The 16656-nt window shown below is 57.8% G+C and carries 6 protein-coding genes; 4 read left to right on the forward strand and 2 right to left on the reverse strand.

The genetic code is table 11. The annotated features are described in order from the left end of the window. Window positions 1-381 precede the first annotated feature (381 nt). Genes ACODR6_RS27520 through ACODR6_RS27535 form a run of 4 tightly spaced genes read left to right on the forward strand, consistent with a single transcriptional unit; the run spans window position 382 to window position 7750 of the window. Window positions 382-2895 (forward strand): DEAD/DEAH box helicase, encoded by a 2514-nt coding sequence (locus tag ACODR6_RS27520; protein ID WP_489025480.1) that lies wholly within the window; start codon window positions 382-384, stop codon window positions 2893-2895. Then, window positions 2892-3782, forward strand: coding sequence for a hypothetical protein (locus tag ACODR6_RS27525; RefSeq protein WP_489025481.1), 891 nt, complete (start codon window positions 2892-2894; stop codon window positions 3780-3782). The genes ACODR6_RS27520 and ACODR6_RS27525 overlap by 4 nt, the downstream gene beginning before the upstream one ends. A 1-nt stretch (window position 3783) precedes the next feature. Next, a complete protein-coding gene (locus ACODR6_RS27530) occupies window positions 3784-7059 on the forward strand; it encodes a hypothetical protein (protein ID WP_489025483.1) in 3276 nt (1091 codons plus the stop codon). Then, entirely contained in the window at window positions 7052-7750 is a 699-nt protein-coding gene (locus ACODR6_RS27535; protein WP_489025484.1) for a hypothetical protein, read from the forward strand. The genes ACODR6_RS27530 and ACODR6_RS27535 overlap by 8 nt, the downstream gene beginning before the upstream one ends. 4 nt (window positions 7751-7754) lie before the next feature. On the opposite strand, the gene ACODR6_RS27540 is transcribed toward ACODR6_RS27535, so the two are convergent. Then, window positions 7755-14090, reverse strand: coding sequence for an AAA domain-containing protein (locus ACODR6_RS27540; protein WP_489025486.1), 6336 nt, complete (start codon window positions 14088-14090; stop codon window positions 7755-7757). Next, window positions 14087-16393, reverse strand: coding sequence for a hypothetical protein (locus ACODR6_RS27545; protein ID WP_489025488.1), 2307 nt, complete (start codon window positions 16391-16393; stop codon window positions 14087-14089). Before ACODR6_RS27545 ends, ACODR6_RS27540 begins: the two co-directional genes overlap by 4 nt. Window positions 16394-16656 lie beyond the last annotated feature (263 nt).

The raw sequence follows: 16656 nt of genomic DNA on the forward strand, positions 1-16656 counted from the left end.
CGAGGTTTCGATCTAGCCGGAGGTGACTGAAAGCTCTGACCTATTCAGCCGTGAGGCAATCTACGGCCAGTTGTTCCTCAGAACGGCTATCGGAAGCCATTCTGGCGAGGTCCCCCTGCAGACTATTTTCACGATAACGAATTCAGTTTCGTTTATTGTGGCGAGTTGGCCAGCGTTTCGCTTGAGAAAATCCAAGGTTGTGACAACAGTGGTTGTAGATGATTTGCAGGGGGAGATAACATGATCCAGATGGCGCGTAGGGAGAGTGTGTATTCACGCGGTCTACTTTCCACCCAGGAGAATGATCCGAAGGGGTCTCGAATTTCTTCGGACCTTTTAACTTTCCGTACCGAGGTTAAAGCCCGAGGTGGTGTCTGAAGCATGTTACTGGAGGGTGCTCTAGACGGCCGCGAATGGCTGACTTCGCAAACAGCGCGCTTGATTGATTGTCTCGCCGAGGCTGTCACGACGGCAGACAGGCTCGCGCTTGTTCGCTCGATCGTCCGCTTCAAAGGCGGTCGGATGGAGCGAGCGGAATTGCCGTTGCAGATCACGGAGGAAATTCTCAACTCATTGAGCCGGTTCGGTCTTGCGGTGACCGATACATCTGTTCGCCTGCTCGACGAGCGGGACGGTCGGGTGCCGAAGGGATTTTGGGCCGCCCAAGACCTCGACGTCTCGCTTCGCCGATATCAAGAACACCTGCCGCCGGACGCACTCTTGCTCAGGCACACGCAGTATTCCGATTATCGATCCGAAGGGCAGAAGGCTGCGGTTCACTCCCTCGTCACGATGCCCAGAGGCGCATCCTTGATGGTATGCTTGCCGACAGGCTCCGGAAAGAGCCTGCTCTTCCAATTATACGCCGCCCGGATGAGGGAAGAACACCCGGGGTCTTGCGTTGTCGTTATCACGCCGACTGTTTCGCTGGCGATGGACCATGAGCGGACGCTTTCGCTGATACCAAGTCTGACAGGAAGCCGCGCTCTTGTCGGTGGGATGGAAGCGGCTGCCCGAGCCGATCTGGTTGATGCATTCCGGCGCGGCGAGGTGCCGGTTCTGCTTATTTCGCCGGAGATCGCACTCGGATCCATTCGAGATCATTTGGTCGAGGCCGCGACCGACCCCGACGAAAAGCTCGGGTCGCTTCAAGCACATCTCTCAGCCATATTTATCGATGAAGCTCATATCATAGAGAGCTGGGGGCGAACGTTCCGCCCCGATTTCCAGCGCCTTCCGGGTCTCGTTGAAGAGTTGAGGTCGCGAAATGAGGATCTGCGATGCGTCCTCCTGTCTGCGACTTTGCCGCCTTCAGCACGCGACATTCTTCGAACTTCCTATTCGTCGGCGCGAGGATGGGCAGAAGTAGATGGGGCCTCACCTCGTTCGGAGTTCGATATCGTCATTGAGGGCTATGACGACGCGGAGGCTCGCTTGCAGGCTCTCGACTTTGTCCTGGACAGGGCCCCGCGCCCGCTCATCGTCTACACGACACTCGCCGGTGATGAGGGGGAGGAAGAAAGGGGAACTCGCGATCTTCGCTTAAGTGCAGCCGAACTTTTCGGTCGCCTGAAGGACCGCGGTTATCAGCGCATCGCGCTCTTCAGCGGTGAAGTAACCTCTAATTTTGAGCGAAACCAAATCGTCCTGGACTGGGCGGCAGACAAAATCGATGTGGTCGTTGCAACATCGGCTTTCGGAATGGGCGTCGACAAGTCAAACGTTCGATCGGTCGTGCATGCCTGCCTTCCGGATAGTCCGGCCCGTTATTATCAGGAGATCGGTCGTGCGGCCCGTGACGGACGGCAAGGCCTTGCCGTCTGTCTATTTACTGATGCGCACAAAAACAATGTAAAGGACGATGTAACCCACGCTCGATCCACCGCGACCAGTTCGTGGATCACAAGCGATGTTGCTGCCCCGCGGTGGGAGGCGATGATCCGGTCGAGTTCCAATAATCGTTGGGTTGCAGACAAACGCAGGATTTCGATCGACCTCGATGCAATGCGGCTCGGCTTGACGATTTCCAATGATCGCAATCGTCGCTGGAACATGAGCATTCTCAATCTCCTGCAGCGTGCGCGCTCGCTTGACGTTATCTCATGCTCACAGGAACCTGCACGTTTCATCTGGGACGTTGAAATTCGGGAGCCAGGCCTTCTCGCGCATGATCTGGGTGAAATCTGGGACCGTGCGTTTGCGCTGCGAGATGCGGAGCAAGCCCGTGCCGGCAGAGAAGTGGTCATGTTTACCCGCGTCATGCGGAATGCGGAAAAAACTTGCGTGCTCCGCGATATCTTTGATCTTCTGCAAGACCGACCGGTAAACGAAGGATCAGCGTGTGGTCGCTGTCCCGGATGTCGAGCAAGGGGTGAGCGGCCCGCGCTTGCCGCCGCTCATCGGATTCAATCGGATTTCTGGCCCGAAGACGGTTCCGCCAAGCCTGCAAAACTTCCGCCGGGCGTAACGCTGATCGTCCCCAAAGACCCGCTGTTTGAAAGAGGTTTGGCGTCGCTCATCGACACCCTCGTGTCCACCGGCATTGAACAAGTTTTGGCACCCGACGAGGTATCCGCGGCCTGCGCGCAGGCATTGTGTTTGGCCGGTGCGCGAATTGGCCTTGTTTTCTCCCATAGCAGCGTCGTTCGAAACCCGTATCGGCTACCACGCCTCGCGACGGCGGTTTTGTTGCGATCGCATGATCCGCTGTCATCGCGCGTGCTAGCGATAGTCAAGCAATGGCAGGGGGAAGGCGGGCTTCCAGACCCTTTCATCGTTGTTACCAGTCCGAGCACCGAACTCGACGGGCGTCGCTTGGACCAGACACTCTCCTCTCACGCTCCTTATTTGGAGGATGCGCTTGAGCACTTTTCGACACTGGAAACCATCGCATGAGCATGTTGTCGTCGACACAGGGGACATCGGACCGGGTTTGGTCGCTGATTGCCCTTCTCCGGGAGTACGAGGGCAAGATCACCCGGGCGGATGCAGCCGCCTGGCTTAACCCGCAATATCTGAAGGACGATCAGACGATCAGTGAAAAGCCAATCGCGTTTAGCCAGGTCCTGAGCGCGGCGACGAGCATGGGCGCTGTCTCGTTGGTCGGACAGGAGTTGCATCTCAATCCGGCCTGTACCGCCGAGACCTATGACGAATTTGCGGATTGGCTCTATGACCAACTGATCAATCTGCCCTCGCAGGAGAAGGACGCCGTCCTGCTGGAGCTCTTTGCATGGGTGGCGTGCGAATCCGCCAAACGGCAAACGTCGGGTTGGATTTTGGAGATGACAAACTCAGAACTTGCCGACATCGCAGACGCCGCGCTCCCTTCTGGCGCCGATGACGAGGACGAACGACGGATGAATTCCGTCAAAGTGCCGTACTGGCGCCGATGGCTCGTCTTTCTGGGGTTGATGGAGGAGATTTCTGCGAACCCTTCCTATGAGATCGACATGTCCAGAAGGTTGCGGCTCGAAATATCGAGACTTCAGGTTGAGCGCAACGTTTCGATCGCGGCGGAAGAGTTCTTGAGCCTGTTGAGACAGAAAATGCCCTTCATCGACGGCGGCCGAATGTATTCGGAGAGCGCCCGGCGTATCAATTTCTCGCAGGACCCCCGCCAATTGTCGCCAGTACTTTCAGAAGCTCTCCGGGACTTGCACGATGAAGGCCTCTTGGAGTTGGAAGTCCTCGGAGATATCTCCTCCAACCATCGCCTGCACCCCAACAGCACACATAAGATCAGCGCCTTTTTCGCGGTTTCAATAAAGGGAGGTGCATGACATGAACGCTCCCATGACGGCGTGCTGGCGGGTCGAAGACGCGACCGCCATTATCAGCAACGAGGCCTTGGAAGGTCATGAGGGTATCTTCCTCGCGACTCACTCGCCGATCACCGACTTCGATGTTTCGGGAAGCCATGGCGGCGAGATCAATGGCCGCGACGAGGCCGCTCTCTTGGACGTCCTGTCCGACAGCGCGCGCAAGCACGCGTTCTGCGTCGTGCAGGGCGAGCCTGGATCAGGGAAATCCCACCTGATCCGCTGGCTATCCGTGAAGTGGCCGGAGAGCAATGACGTCAAGCTCTTGCTGCAGCGTGCCGACGGCAGCCTCGAAGGTGCCCTTCGGCAGATGCGTGAACGCTTGCCGGCAGAATTCCAGGATCTGTTCGACAAAATGGGCAGGCGGCTTCGCGCCACAGACAAGGGTCGGGCAAACCTGCTCCTGAGCAACCTTGCCAATGCGCTGCACCCGGATCACTTCGATCCGCCCCTCGACGACGTCGAATGGTGTCGCACCGTTCTTCCCGGTGAGCTCATTGATTCACCGGCCATCAAGCGCCATTGGCAGGGACCCGCGCGCATCCTTGGCCTCATGGAAGGCAAAGGCGATGACGAAGGCTCAGAGCGCAATTCGCAGTCGGCCAGTTTCAATGTCTTTGATATCGAAGAATTGGCAAGTCATTGCGGGGCTGTCTTCAACAGCGGTGTCACCGGCCCGACCGAACGGCTGGCGCGCAAACTGATCGAAGAAGGACTGTATATCACCGAATTGCGCGAGTCTCGCTGGACCGCCGATGAAATCGCGGCCGAGCAGGCCGCCAAGATCCCTACAACCATGAAGCTTGTAGGGGCCCTTAATCGACGCCGAAATGATGCGGTTCAGAACCTCCTCGGCGTTTCGGCGGAGGGATTGAAAACTCTGTTTCGTCAGATCCGCGTCGCTCTCGCCGCGCGTGGACAAAGGCTTGTTCTTCTGCTTGAGGATATCACCAGTTGGGAAGGAATTGATGACAGCCTGATCGATGTTCTCGTCACGAACGCCGAAACGAGAATGGCAGACGGTGCGTCAGATATGTGCCCCCTCATCTCCGTTGTCGGCGTTACGCCTGGATATTACAGGAAGCTGCATGGCAACTATCGCGCCCGAATCACGCACGAAATCAATCTCGGGGCCGCGCAGCAGGACGGCGAACTGCAGGATGTCGCAACCCTAAGAAACGGTGATGATCGTTTCAGGTTCGTCTCGCGGTATCTCTCTGCTGTCCGGGCAGGTCCTGATGCGTTAGCCAAATGGCGCAAAGACCTATGGCAGGACAGAAATGCGACGCCGCCGAACCGTTGCGACCATTGCGAGGTCAGAGAGCGATGCCATGCGACTTTCGGTACATCCGCGGGGGTTGGCCTTTATCCGTTCACGGAAAAAGCGTTGGATCACTTCTTCGAAGCGCTGAACGACAACGACAATGGCATGACCTGGAAGACGCCTCGCGGTGTCCTCCAGGCAGTCCTCAGCCCCAATCTGCTGCAAGTCAAAGCCATCAATGATGGCTCCTTTCCCACTATCCTCACGGAAAATGCGGCGTTGGTAGCCGAAAGTCGCAATCTCGGTCGTCGCGTCACCGCCGTCCTGACAAATCAGCTTTCCGAGCAGCCCGCAGACTTCGCAAGGGTCCGTCGAATAGTTTCCTACTGGGGAGACAAGGAGCGCGCCGACACGGTGACCGATATGTCCGGTAGCCTGTCTTTCGCCGGGGTGCCTAGATCCCTGTTTGATGCCTTCGGATTGCCGTGGGTAGGAACAGAAGAGGGTGCCCAACCAGAACAGCCGGCGCCGTCGTCGAAGCCTGTCGTGTCGGTTCCTCCCGTGCGTGACGATGAGCTCCACGAACCTACGCCGCCAAGACCTCCGGCCGTTCGAACAACCCCACTCGCTGCATCGTCGACGCAAACACGCACGCCTGCGCCACCGTCGGCGAGGAGGTTGATTGCCAAGTCCGATCTGCAAACCCGCCTCGATGAGATCCGAAATTGGGAAACCAGCAGTCAACCGCAAAATCCCTCAGTCTACAACTCGGCCCTCTTCGACATCCTGTCTCAGCTTGACCCGCGTCGCGTAGGGCTCGATCCCTATTCGAAAAGACGAATCCTGACCGAGCAGCAGGTGAAAATTGAGGGCACCGGGCCTTCGCAGCGCGGGTATTTGACCATCCCGAGGCAAGAATGGCTCTGGCGTGGTCTCGAGGCTGTTGTAAGCTTGCAACTGAATGGCACGATGTCCGTCAACGATATCGCCTTTCATCGCCATTCTCTGGCCGTCCTCACGACCAGACTTGAAGGTCTTCTTTCCGACTATGCAGATCGCCGCTTAGGAAAGGCAGACGGTTCCCGATGGAGCCCTGTTCCCCTGATCACGCAATTGTTGGTCGCCAGGGCGTGGCTTCGAGGAACCGTGAGCCCGAACGATCCGCATTTCAAGCAGTTGCAAGGCATTCTGTCCGACGAACCCCCGAATGAAAGTGACCCGACGACACGTTCGGCCCCTTGGCAAGAGTTCCTCAACAGGACAAAAGGTTACCACGCGACCTTTCGGGATGCCCTGAGGGCGATGATTTCGCTGCCGCAAGGTGCCGCTGCCGGGTTCGGACTGGCGGATGTCTCACGCGTTGCCGGCGCCATCAGACGCCTTCGTGATACGCAAAGATTTGATGATCCGCCATCGAGCACCGGAGAAACCGGTGTATCGGAGTTCGATGCCGCTCAAGAGATTGCATCCCACTTCAAGCACAGCATGGGCCAAATCGTCAGAATTGAACGCCAGCAACTGGAATCTCGCGCTTCCAGCCTCCAGGATCTGCTGCGGGGCAGGACCATTGAGGCGCATTTGGGAAGAGTTGACGCAGTCATGTCGTCGGTTTCCAGCTACTTACCGCGCGCGAATCCTGAAAGTATCACTGCGTGGAAAAATGAATTCGGCAAGGCGACCGCTCGGATAGAGCAAAAAGCCGACCAAACTGTCGAGGACTTTATCCTGCTCGTGGCCGAACTGCGAGACATGGGATCGGGCCTCGGCCTCGAGCAACTCAGTCTCGCGCCGTCAAAGGATCTGGGCATCTTTCTGGACGCCGCAAAAACAGGCGAGCAGACCACAGGCCAGTTGCTGGGACATGTCAAAGACTGCATCAACGATGGCCGCGGGTCCTCCTCTCTCGCGCAGGTCCACGATGTCGGTCGTATCGTGACGCAAGTCCTAAGCGATCATGGAAAACTCAATGACTGACGCCCTCGACGACCTGGAATCGCTTCTGCCTGAATTGCCCCAGGCCCTGGAACGCCGGTCGCTCGGCGAGAGCCTGACGCGCGTTGCTTCGCTATTGAACGACATAACCCTTGCCGCTCATCGACTTTCTGACACCTACGACATTGCCGAAATGATCGGTTTCGGTGAGGTCCCGGAAGCCGCCGAGAAGATCAATGACATGAGCGACAGCGCCAGGCATCTGGCGTCATTGCTCGAGGGGGCGAACGACGCAACAACCCTGCATCAGATCGAACGTGACTTTCCCGAACTCAAATCCGCCATTGGCGGCGCCTTTTCGGCCATGAAACAACGATGGCGCACCGAAGTAGCCGCGGAGTACCGGCCGTTTCTCTCCCTTGGGCAACTTCTCGCGAAGATTGATCACGACAGCACGCTCGGTGCACGCATGGTCAAGCTCGGAGAAGATGCGAACACGAGCCTGAATGTAACGCAGACCGACCAGTTCAAGCAGGTGATCGCAACTCTCATCGACACGCGTGCGCGGCTCGAATCGGAGAAGACATCGTTCACGTCCGATGAAGAGGTCGACAACTTCTTGTCTGCCCTTGCGCAAAATCAGGCCAAGCTTGGATCCGTGACGCCGGACATCCTGCGATGGCTGTCTGAGCATGATGCCCTTGACCTCTTTGAAGTGCGTCCGATCGGGTGAAGCCTCAGGCTTGTGTGCAGAGATATCGCTTTAGCATCGTTCTGCTCGTCGACGACGCGACCATGTTGTCGCTCATCATGTCGCTCGGTTGATGCACACAGGCTCGGCAACCATCAAAGCATAGTGTCCCGTTCAACCTGGCGACCTGATCGGTAAGCCTGCCCTCGGGGCTCAGAGCTTCCTCGAGGACCGCGTCTTCCAGACCACCATATGCCGCCAGAAGCTTGCCCAAATGCCCGTCAGGCTCCTGCTGAGCCCGCTTCACAGCGAAACTGGCCAGTTCCCACAAGGTTGGCCGACGTTGTGATTGGCTGATAAAATCGGCATTGACCTGTTGCACGGCAGTCGAAAGTTCATACAGCGAGGAACGTTCGGCACCGATTGTTTCGGTTCCGTAGAGAACCCGAAGGATTGGGCTCGGGACGGGTCTATCGTCAAGTTGAAGCGTCGCGGATATTGCTGCAAGAGACCCCGGATCGTACGGGTCGAGGTCCTGCCAAGAGGCATGGCGATCGTGATTGTCGAGGAAACGGCGATAGATCGCGTCTTCGTCCGCGTTGGGGCACCGGCCGAGCCCCTCGACCCAGTCGTTCTGAAACGCGGCAAAATTGGCGACGAAAGCGCGCGCCGTACCATCGCCAAAAGCGCCGGCTTCGCAGACTGTGATCTCCAGATCCTCTGAATCCTTGAATTGGATTGGCAGGCGTGCGTGGGCGATAACACGCCTCTCGTCACCGCCACCGAATTGAGAGAAGGAGGCCTTGATCCGATTGGCCAAGCTGTGAATGAGCGCACTCTTCAGGTAACGCCGGAAGCTGCCCTGATCCGAAACCGAGGAGATGGCGTCCTGGAAGATTTTCTGAAACCGCTGATCGGAGAGCGATTTTGCGACCGCCTCGGTGCGGGCCACTGTCAGAAGCGGATGTTGCGAAAGAAGCGATGACCGCGTTTCTTCGAACAGTTCATAAAGGGCCTTCTCACCCCAGAATGTGCGCAACCGGGTAATCTTGCGACGCAGGTCTGGATCTGCAGCGGCGCTGACGATCAGTTCGGCGCCTCGCATCGCCTCGTAGCTGTTGACACCGGCAAACGTCGCCTTGCTCTCGATCAAGAAGCGAAGCATCTGGCCCGATCGCCATCGTTTGAGTTGCTCATCCTGGTCGAGGTCGGCGAGTTCAGCATCAACCACCCGGTCAAGCATTGCGGCGTTCAGACGAAGGCTGACCCCTTCCGTCTGCACATGGTAGCCATGCAGCATTGGCCGATTGTCGCCGGGCGCCGTGAACGTCTGGGTGAAGGTGACCGGCTCGAGACGGGAATCCTCCAACTTCGCTTCGGCATCGGCACCCCAATAGACTTTGGCAAGCGCAAGTCCGGTTGTCTGCCCTCCCATGCCATCGCCCTTGTAGTACTCGACCTGGTCGATCCAAGGACCAAGCGGGCCGGGATCTATCGCGGTTGCTGCGGCGTCCTGTTTCTTGATGATCGGGAACCCGCGTAAGGTGCTGCGTGAATCATGTCGAATACGCTGTGGCTTGTCCGTTCCCGCGGGCGTCATCCGGGCAGTTGCCCCGTTAATGCTCCAGTCGGACTGCCACGCCGCCCCAAACATCTGCCCGAGCCTTTGAGCCGTCACGCGGCCCGGCCTGAAGTAATCGGGGACAAGATCCTTGAGGAGGTGGCTCGCATCGTCGGGAAGCCTTTGCAACCACGCATTGGCATCGTCGCCGAAGGGCCTCTTTTGATAGCCCGCCTGATAGTCATCTGGCGCGAACCAAGGCTCGTTTCCATTCGCCGGGGGGATCCACACCACATCCGTGCCGTCATATCGCCTCGACGCATTCCCAGGTGCGAGCGTGGCGAGGCCGATCGTGACATCCTCCGGCCGGTCGTCCTTACCGGCGACTTCTACGATGATCCGTGGCAGATTGATGGTATCGAACAGGAGGTCGGGTATCCAATCGCACCGTGTTCGCAAGACCCTTGCATCGTCGTTGGGATCGCCCCCGGTGGTGTTTGCCGTCGCCGCGCTCCATAGCGATGAAAGGGATTCCCTTTCAAATTGACGCCAAGCCTTTTCACCGAAAATCGCTTCGACGAACAATTCCGCCGCTTCCATAGCCGCCGCCGGCGGGTTCCAATAGTTGATGGCGACCCGATGTGTGCGCTGGTAGCGCGATAGCGCGTCCAGGGTTGCCGAAAGGACATGCCCCCGCCGGACAAAATAGTTCCCGGGATTCATCGGCGTTTCAAAACCAATCGGCTCGATCATCTCGCGCGGCTTCTGGAACCACCACGTGTCTCGGTTTGAGTAGATCGAGAGCGTCACCGCGGTCGTGGGACGATCGTCTGCACCACGGCCGCCGCGCCCCTTGCGCTGAACAAAGCTCGCAAGATTAGCGGGTGAGTAATGCTGATAAACCATCGAGATTTCCGGATCGTCATAGCCGACTTCCAAGGACGAGGTGGTAAAAACGATATCGGAAGAACGGATGAGCGTTTCTATCCGCCCAGTCGCGCCGGAGAATACAGGTTGATTGGCAACCGTCAGAGGGCTGCCGGGAACCTTTCGGCCGCCGGCCGAGATTTGTGCCTGATCATTGGCTGCAAAATACCAGCATTCGCCGTTTCGAAATGCGTCACACCCATGCGGTTCACCGCAGCAGACCGAGCGCTCGTTGCCAGTCACGGGATCATCGGGGAAGTCTGCAATTCGTAACTTTGCCAGCGCTTTATTTTCCGCATCTTGATAGGCGGCATGTAACCGTCGAACCTTGTCGATGGAATCCAGGAAGACAAGGCTGCGGAAGCCGCCAGCCTTGCCTGTCCTTCGACGCATTCCATGCCCCAGGCACATGATGGACTGAATGGAGGTCGAGGCTCCGGCGATGTCCTTTCCTCTCGATTCCACTTCGGGCTGGATGAAATAGAAGTACTCCCGGCCTTTGGGGTTTCGCTGCTTTTCCTTCGCTTCCGGTGACAGCAGGTCCGCCGCTTTCGATGCACCGATCAGTTTTGCCCATGCCGCACCCGGACTGCCGAGAGTGGCACTCATTCCGATCATCAGCATCGGATCGTGAGGATTGTTCACGCCAATCCGAGCCGCAAGGCGCTGAAATGTGTAGCCGACCTGGGCACCGTGAATGTGCGAATAGAGATGGATCTCGTCAGCGACGAGGATTTTCGGCGAAAGCCAGCCCGGATCGTCGCCAAAGATGCGTCCGTATCCAGGATCGTGCATCCATTGATGAAGCGAGTCTGTTGTTGGAAGGAAAAATGCCGGCGGCGTGCGCTGCAGTTTATCCTTAGAGCCAATCCATCCGTCGAATGCCCAGTCGCAGGAGGTGCATGCAATGCGATCGGCGTCCGCCCGGCCGGCGTCGACCTTCAGCGTCAAATCTGACGAGCAGCGGGGACAATTGAACAGCGGGAAGCTGAATTCGTTGGTACCAAGTGTCTGCCAACCTGCATTCACATCGTGGTCGCGCAGATTTGCAAAGGACCGAGGGACTTGCGCAATCTGCACACCGAGCGTCAGAACCGGCATGCCCATTTGAGTGTTGAACTTCGCCAGATAGCCAGCAATGCGCTGGGCCTGATTTGTCGCCAGACGAACACGAGGATAAGCGAGAATCGCGCGCACGCCGCGCTTGCCCGACAGGTAATCCGCAGACGCGCCAGCGATTAGCGGCAAGATCGCTGCCTCTGTTTTGCCCGAACCTGTATCAGCTGCAATCGCCAAAGCAGTTGTGCTGCCCGTATTCCATGCACGCGTGATCGTCCCAAGGCTCCTGGCCTGAAATCCTGCGATCTGCGGATCCACCCCCCAGAGTTCTTCCAGCATGCCAAATAGTGCATCGAGAGACTTTACGTGTGCCGCGGTGACGTCAGGCTTGAGGGCGTCGATCGTTTTTTTGAGCGAGACGTTGCGCTCCGGCTTGTCCCGGTCACGCAGTTCCACTTTGAGACTGCGGACTAGGAATGGCCTTTCGTCCGCGTCATCATTTTCGAAACGCTGTTTGACGTAGCGGATCTCGCGGGCAAGTTCTGCCATACGCGAGCGTATTCTGCCTTCACCGGCCATCATCAACCAGCCATTGGCGGCCAGTTTCGGCAATGCCGCGGCGACCTCCAATCGAGACCGGCCGGTGGTGTCCGCAAGTCCTGCCGCAGACGTCCACCCCTCAAAGACGCCAAAGTTGATCCGATTGGCCTCGATGTCTTCCAAGGCGTTGAGGATCTCGAAGTCGCTGTCGTCGAGTCTCGGCGGTTCTTCCAGTGGCGTCGAATTTTGCTCAGACGTTTTGTCGTTCCACTCCAGCAACCTCGTTGTGCCGCTTACACGCCATGCAACAAGTCCCTCGGCGTGAAGCCGATCGATCTGTGGCTTCAATAGGTCAGATCCGGCTCCGTCCATCCATGCGTATGGCTTTCGCACCTTGTCGTAGAAGGCGAACGTACTGCCGCTGGTATTGCGAGCGATGACATCCTTGAGGGTCCGGCGGACAGTGTCTATCTCGACATCAAAGACCTTTCGACGCTTCTCGAATGGCTTGGCGCGCCAGAAGTGGCCGTATGACCCGGGACGGTGCTCGAGGCCGAGATATCCCATGGCATGGAGTTGTGCGAGGCCGGGCAAGACATCATCTTTGCGCGCCAGCGCCCGCTGGATCTTGGCAATAGTAGCACTTCCGTGTGGATCGACCAGCGAGACTTGCTCAACGGCCCGAAAGAGAAGATTAAGATGCTCGGGCAGGGCATCTCCTTCGTTCTCCTGGTCATCTTCGATCGGCTCGAAGGGCTCGATTGCAGGACTGTTTTTGAACCCGAATGACCGGATTTCGATCGGTACCTTGGCACCGGCATTGTCCGCGACGAGAGCCGAGCCCCGGACAGGCGCACTCATCGCGAATTCTCGCAGGAGTTCCGCCTTGTCCATCTGCTCTTGATCCGTGGGTATGGCATCGAGCAGGCGTCGTCCGACGAGCATCACCAGTTTCTTGCGCGCTCGTGTGATCGCCACATTGAGCCGCTCCGAGGCGAATATGAAGTCAGCTTCGGCGACAGCGAATTCGGGGTCCGAAACGCAATAGGAAAGGAAAATCGCATCCCGTTCCTTGCCTTGAATGCGATCGACGGTCTCAACGAAAGCATTGGCTCGCAAGTCGATCGGCAAGCCGTTGCGGAGGGCGGCATTTTGCGCGCGATGCGGACTGACGATGGCCAATCGCTCTGACCAAAAGTCGGCAGGCAAGCCACCCGTCTGCTCCTTTGCCGCAACGCGTTCTGCAAATTTCTCAGCCAGTCTCGATACCAGGCTGGCTTCAAAGGGATTGCTGGTGGCTGCGGTTGGACCATCGTGCAGTATCACGACGACCGGATAGTCCGGATCGAGTGCCGCAACTTCCCAATCCTGCAAACCATCTTTCCAGCCGGGTGCAAATTGAAGGCGGCTCTCGGGAACAGCCGATCGGTAGGAACCTGGATAGAATTTCGTTTCCGGATAGTGGGCAAGTGGTTGGTTGAGCCGGAAAGTCTCGTCGAGCGCGAACTCTGGCACCGCAGCCGACTTCAGGAAGCCGTAGAGGGATCCTCCCAGTTCACGTTGTCCCATCTTTATCTCACGCCCCGAACGGATCGGCGGGAGCTGGCGGTCGTCCCCCGCAACGATCAGTCGGCCGCCGACGCGGAGCCCCGCTGTCGCCATCAGCCCGTGGGACAGAACCATCTGTGAGGCTTCGTCAATACAGACGAGATCGAACGTGTCGGAGGTGAAACCGTCGCCGTTCTTCGACGCGCCAAGAAGTCGATTTACCGTCCAAACCGACGCGCCCAGTACGAACGCATCTTCAGCGAGATCGTCAAGGGCACTGGCGACAGTATCGTTGCTGATGATCTTGCGGTGCTGCACATCGGATCGAAGTCCGCTGGCAGGGCCATTTCCGAAATAGCGGACGTCGACGCTTGCCGGGCAGTGCTCAGCGGTGCTTCTGGCTACTGCATCGATGACATTGCCGATAGCGTTGCGCGTGAAGGCGGTCACCAGCACCCTTGCACGTAGACCCGCCGCCCTTCTCGAATGGATGTATCCGAGTATCAGCCAGCTCAAGAGATGCGTCTTGCCTGTCCCCGGAGGGCCGAGAATGAGGCCGGTTCTGGTCGATGCGAGGCCCTGCCACGCGGCGACTTGCGCCGGGCGCAGAGGATGTTGGCGCTCTTTCGCGAGATTTGGTACCGCAAAATCCGTCAGTCCAGACAGCCATATGTCCGGGTCGTCTGCCCCTTGGGCAAACGAAGCTGGATCGCGCAGGAATGACAGCGTTTGGCTACGGATATTCACTTGGTATCTCCTGCGGCGAGATAGCTGAGAAAGCGTGCTGCCCGATCGGTGTTGACGTCGAAAAATGCCTTGTCGACGAACCAATTGTTTCGCCCGTGGCGCTGCATGACGCCCTGAAACATCGGGCCTTCGAACACCGCGCGATCCATCTCCAAGTGAAGGACATGGGGGTCAGGTGCTGCAGTGTTCGCCTGTTGTCTGATGCGGCATGCAAATGCCGGCCAGAGAGCGGGATTGAGCCGGTTATCGGGGTCGTCGTCGGTGAGGATCAGTCCAAATTCGCCAGCATTCAGTTCCGCACTTTGGCTTTCGATCGGCACCGAAAATTGCATAAAGACCTTGCCGCCGCGCTTTTGAGAATCGCGAAAGTAGAGGTTGGCGAAGCACTTTCCGGTGTCGCGGCGCCGCTCGGCCGGCTTGGCGAGGTTGATCAACGCGTCGAGCATCCCGGCGCGGTTTTCGAGAAGTTCGCAGGCAAGCAGAACGTCCAAGTCGACAGCGTTCAAAGGGTCGAAGGTAGCCTGGAACCGAAAGGGCTTTTTAGCCAGGCGCAGCAGAGCCTTCCCGCTCGAGGCCGCTTTTCGGTTTTCAAGCAATATCCAGTCCGTCAAAGCCTGTATGGCAGACAGTCTGTCGGAGACGTCCCGGCGCACATCGTCAAAGGAGGTTCTGATTTCACCGTTCTCGCGCAAGTCGCGAATGACGTCGATCGACAAGAGCGATGAGAAGGGGCGCTCAAACTGGGGTGCGGGACTGTAGGCGCGCGGATCGGCGGTGCCGAGTATCGCCTGGGAGACCTGACGAAGATCGTATGCGACGCTGACAGGCACGGCCCACAATTGCTCGATGACGGACCTGAGCGCTGTGGCTGGAAGATGGTGGACTCCCCGCAACTCCGGCTCGGGAACAAGATGGTCGGGCGGGAACAGGCGCACGAGATGGAGCAGCCCCGATCTGATCCTTTCATCGTCAAGGTGGCGTCCAATTGCCGCTTGAAGGTTGATCACCTCGGAGGGTTCGAAAAAGAGGATATGGGCGTAGATCGACTGCTGATCGTCGCCCTCGACGGCTATATTGTGAGCGTCAATCGCCGTGAGGTCGCCGATCAAGGCCGCCAGCACTTCCACCAGCGCAGCGATCTCATCAACCGAGTTTCCGGACCGAACAACCTTGACGAGGTCTGTTTTCACGGCACCGTTGTCGACACGTCTATAACCAATGGCTGCAATTCGCTCGTCGACGGGATCATGATCGACTGAAATTAGCAAAGCCGCATCGATGCGAGGTGGCATCAGGTAGGTATTTTGCTCCTCCGTACGAAGGGTTGTCCCTTCCGCCAGCGCTGTCGCTCGGTTGACAAGCAATCCGGCCCGCCTGGAGAGTGACCAGCTGATGCCGGGTGCCTGAGCAAGACCCTTTGCGGTCGCAAGTTGACCGACCGACTTTACGCCGAGGTTTTGAAGAGACCGCTTGGCTTCGTGGGTTAACCCCGCAACCGCTGAAACGTCCCGAGAGAATGGCGGGTTGCGGTCGTCGATTGCAGAGCGACAGTGCTCCAGAAAATTACATTGCTCGCATTTGAAATAGACATGGAATTGGGTGTGATCCAAGCCGGCGCCGACCTGCTTTGAAGCGATTTCCGGCAGACGTTTCGCGCAAAAGTCATCAACAAGGCGGACATAGGGGTCGAGAGCAAACTCATCGACCTGCCACTCATCGGAATCCGCGGGACTGTCATCCTTGATCCGCCAGATCTCACCCGTTTTGCTGATCGACGTGTCCGAAATCTTCATCTCATCGAGAAGCGCCTTCAGAACCCGCGCGTAAAAGGCGACCTGCGTCTTGTGGAAGGGGGTGGCGCGGCGGGTCGCCTTAACGTCGATGATCGTTAATTCGTGGTGACCTGGCTCAGTGGTGGAGGCCGATCGACGGACCAGATCTGCAAGATTGCGATTGAGGTAAAGCCCGGTCCCATCGAGGAAACGTACAGGCCCGCTCGGTCGAAGGTTCATTTGCGCAGCGTAGACTTCCTGGCGCTTACCCCGGAGAAAAGTGCCGGTCAAAACTTCACTGAGGGCGTTATCGCCGGCCGCGGGCCGCAAAACCTTAGATTCTCGCGCAAGTCTTTTGACGACGCGGTCTTCGAACTGGTTTCCAAGGATCGCCCACCGCTGTTCTCGCACGTCGCGGGCGATCGGAATCGCTGCCAATTCGACATCGGAGGAAAGCTCATACCTGACTTTTCTCTCACAGCGATACTGGAACCACGACTTGATCGTCGACGCGCTAAAACCCTTCGCCATATTCAACCCGTGCTTGCGACTCGAACATCAAGGCGAACGATGACGAGCTTCGAAGCCGAGCGCAAGCAATTGGTTTTATTAAAACAATCGGGCCGGAATGCATTTCACATGCCAACTAGAGCGGGTATATTGCTAAGCTAGGCCAGTATGTTTCTTCGCGGGCTTGGTATATTGGAGAAGGCCTGTTTGACAGATGTACCGATCAGAATTACAGATCGACCAGGGCAACTCGGAGATGAACCCGAGGTGTGGTCGATCTGCCG

It is taken from the genome of Rhizobium sp. FG96, assembly GCF_057808655.1.

Excerpts from the sequence above, each read along its gene's own strand:
- ACODR6_RS27520 (WP_489025480.1), top strand. The coding sequence starts at position 382 with ATGTTACTGGAGGGTGCTCTAGACGGCCGCGAATGGCTGACTTCGCAA.
- ACODR6_RS27525 (WP_489025481.1), top strand. The coding sequence starts at position 2,892 with ATGAGCATGTTGTCGTCGACACAGGGGACATCGGACCGGGTTTGGTCG.
- ACODR6_RS27530 (WP_489025483.1), top strand. The coding sequence starts at position 3,784 with ATGAACGCTCCCATGACGGCGTGCTGGCGGGTCGAAGACGCGACCGCC.
- ACODR6_RS27535 (WP_489025484.1), top strand. The coding sequence starts at position 7,052 with ATGACTGACGCCCTCGACGACCTGGAATCGCTTCTGCCTGAATTGCCC.
- ACODR6_RS27545 (WP_489025488.1), bottom strand. The coding sequence starts at position 16,393 with ATGGCGAAGGGTTTTAGCGCGTCGACGATCAAGTCGTGGTTCCAGTAT.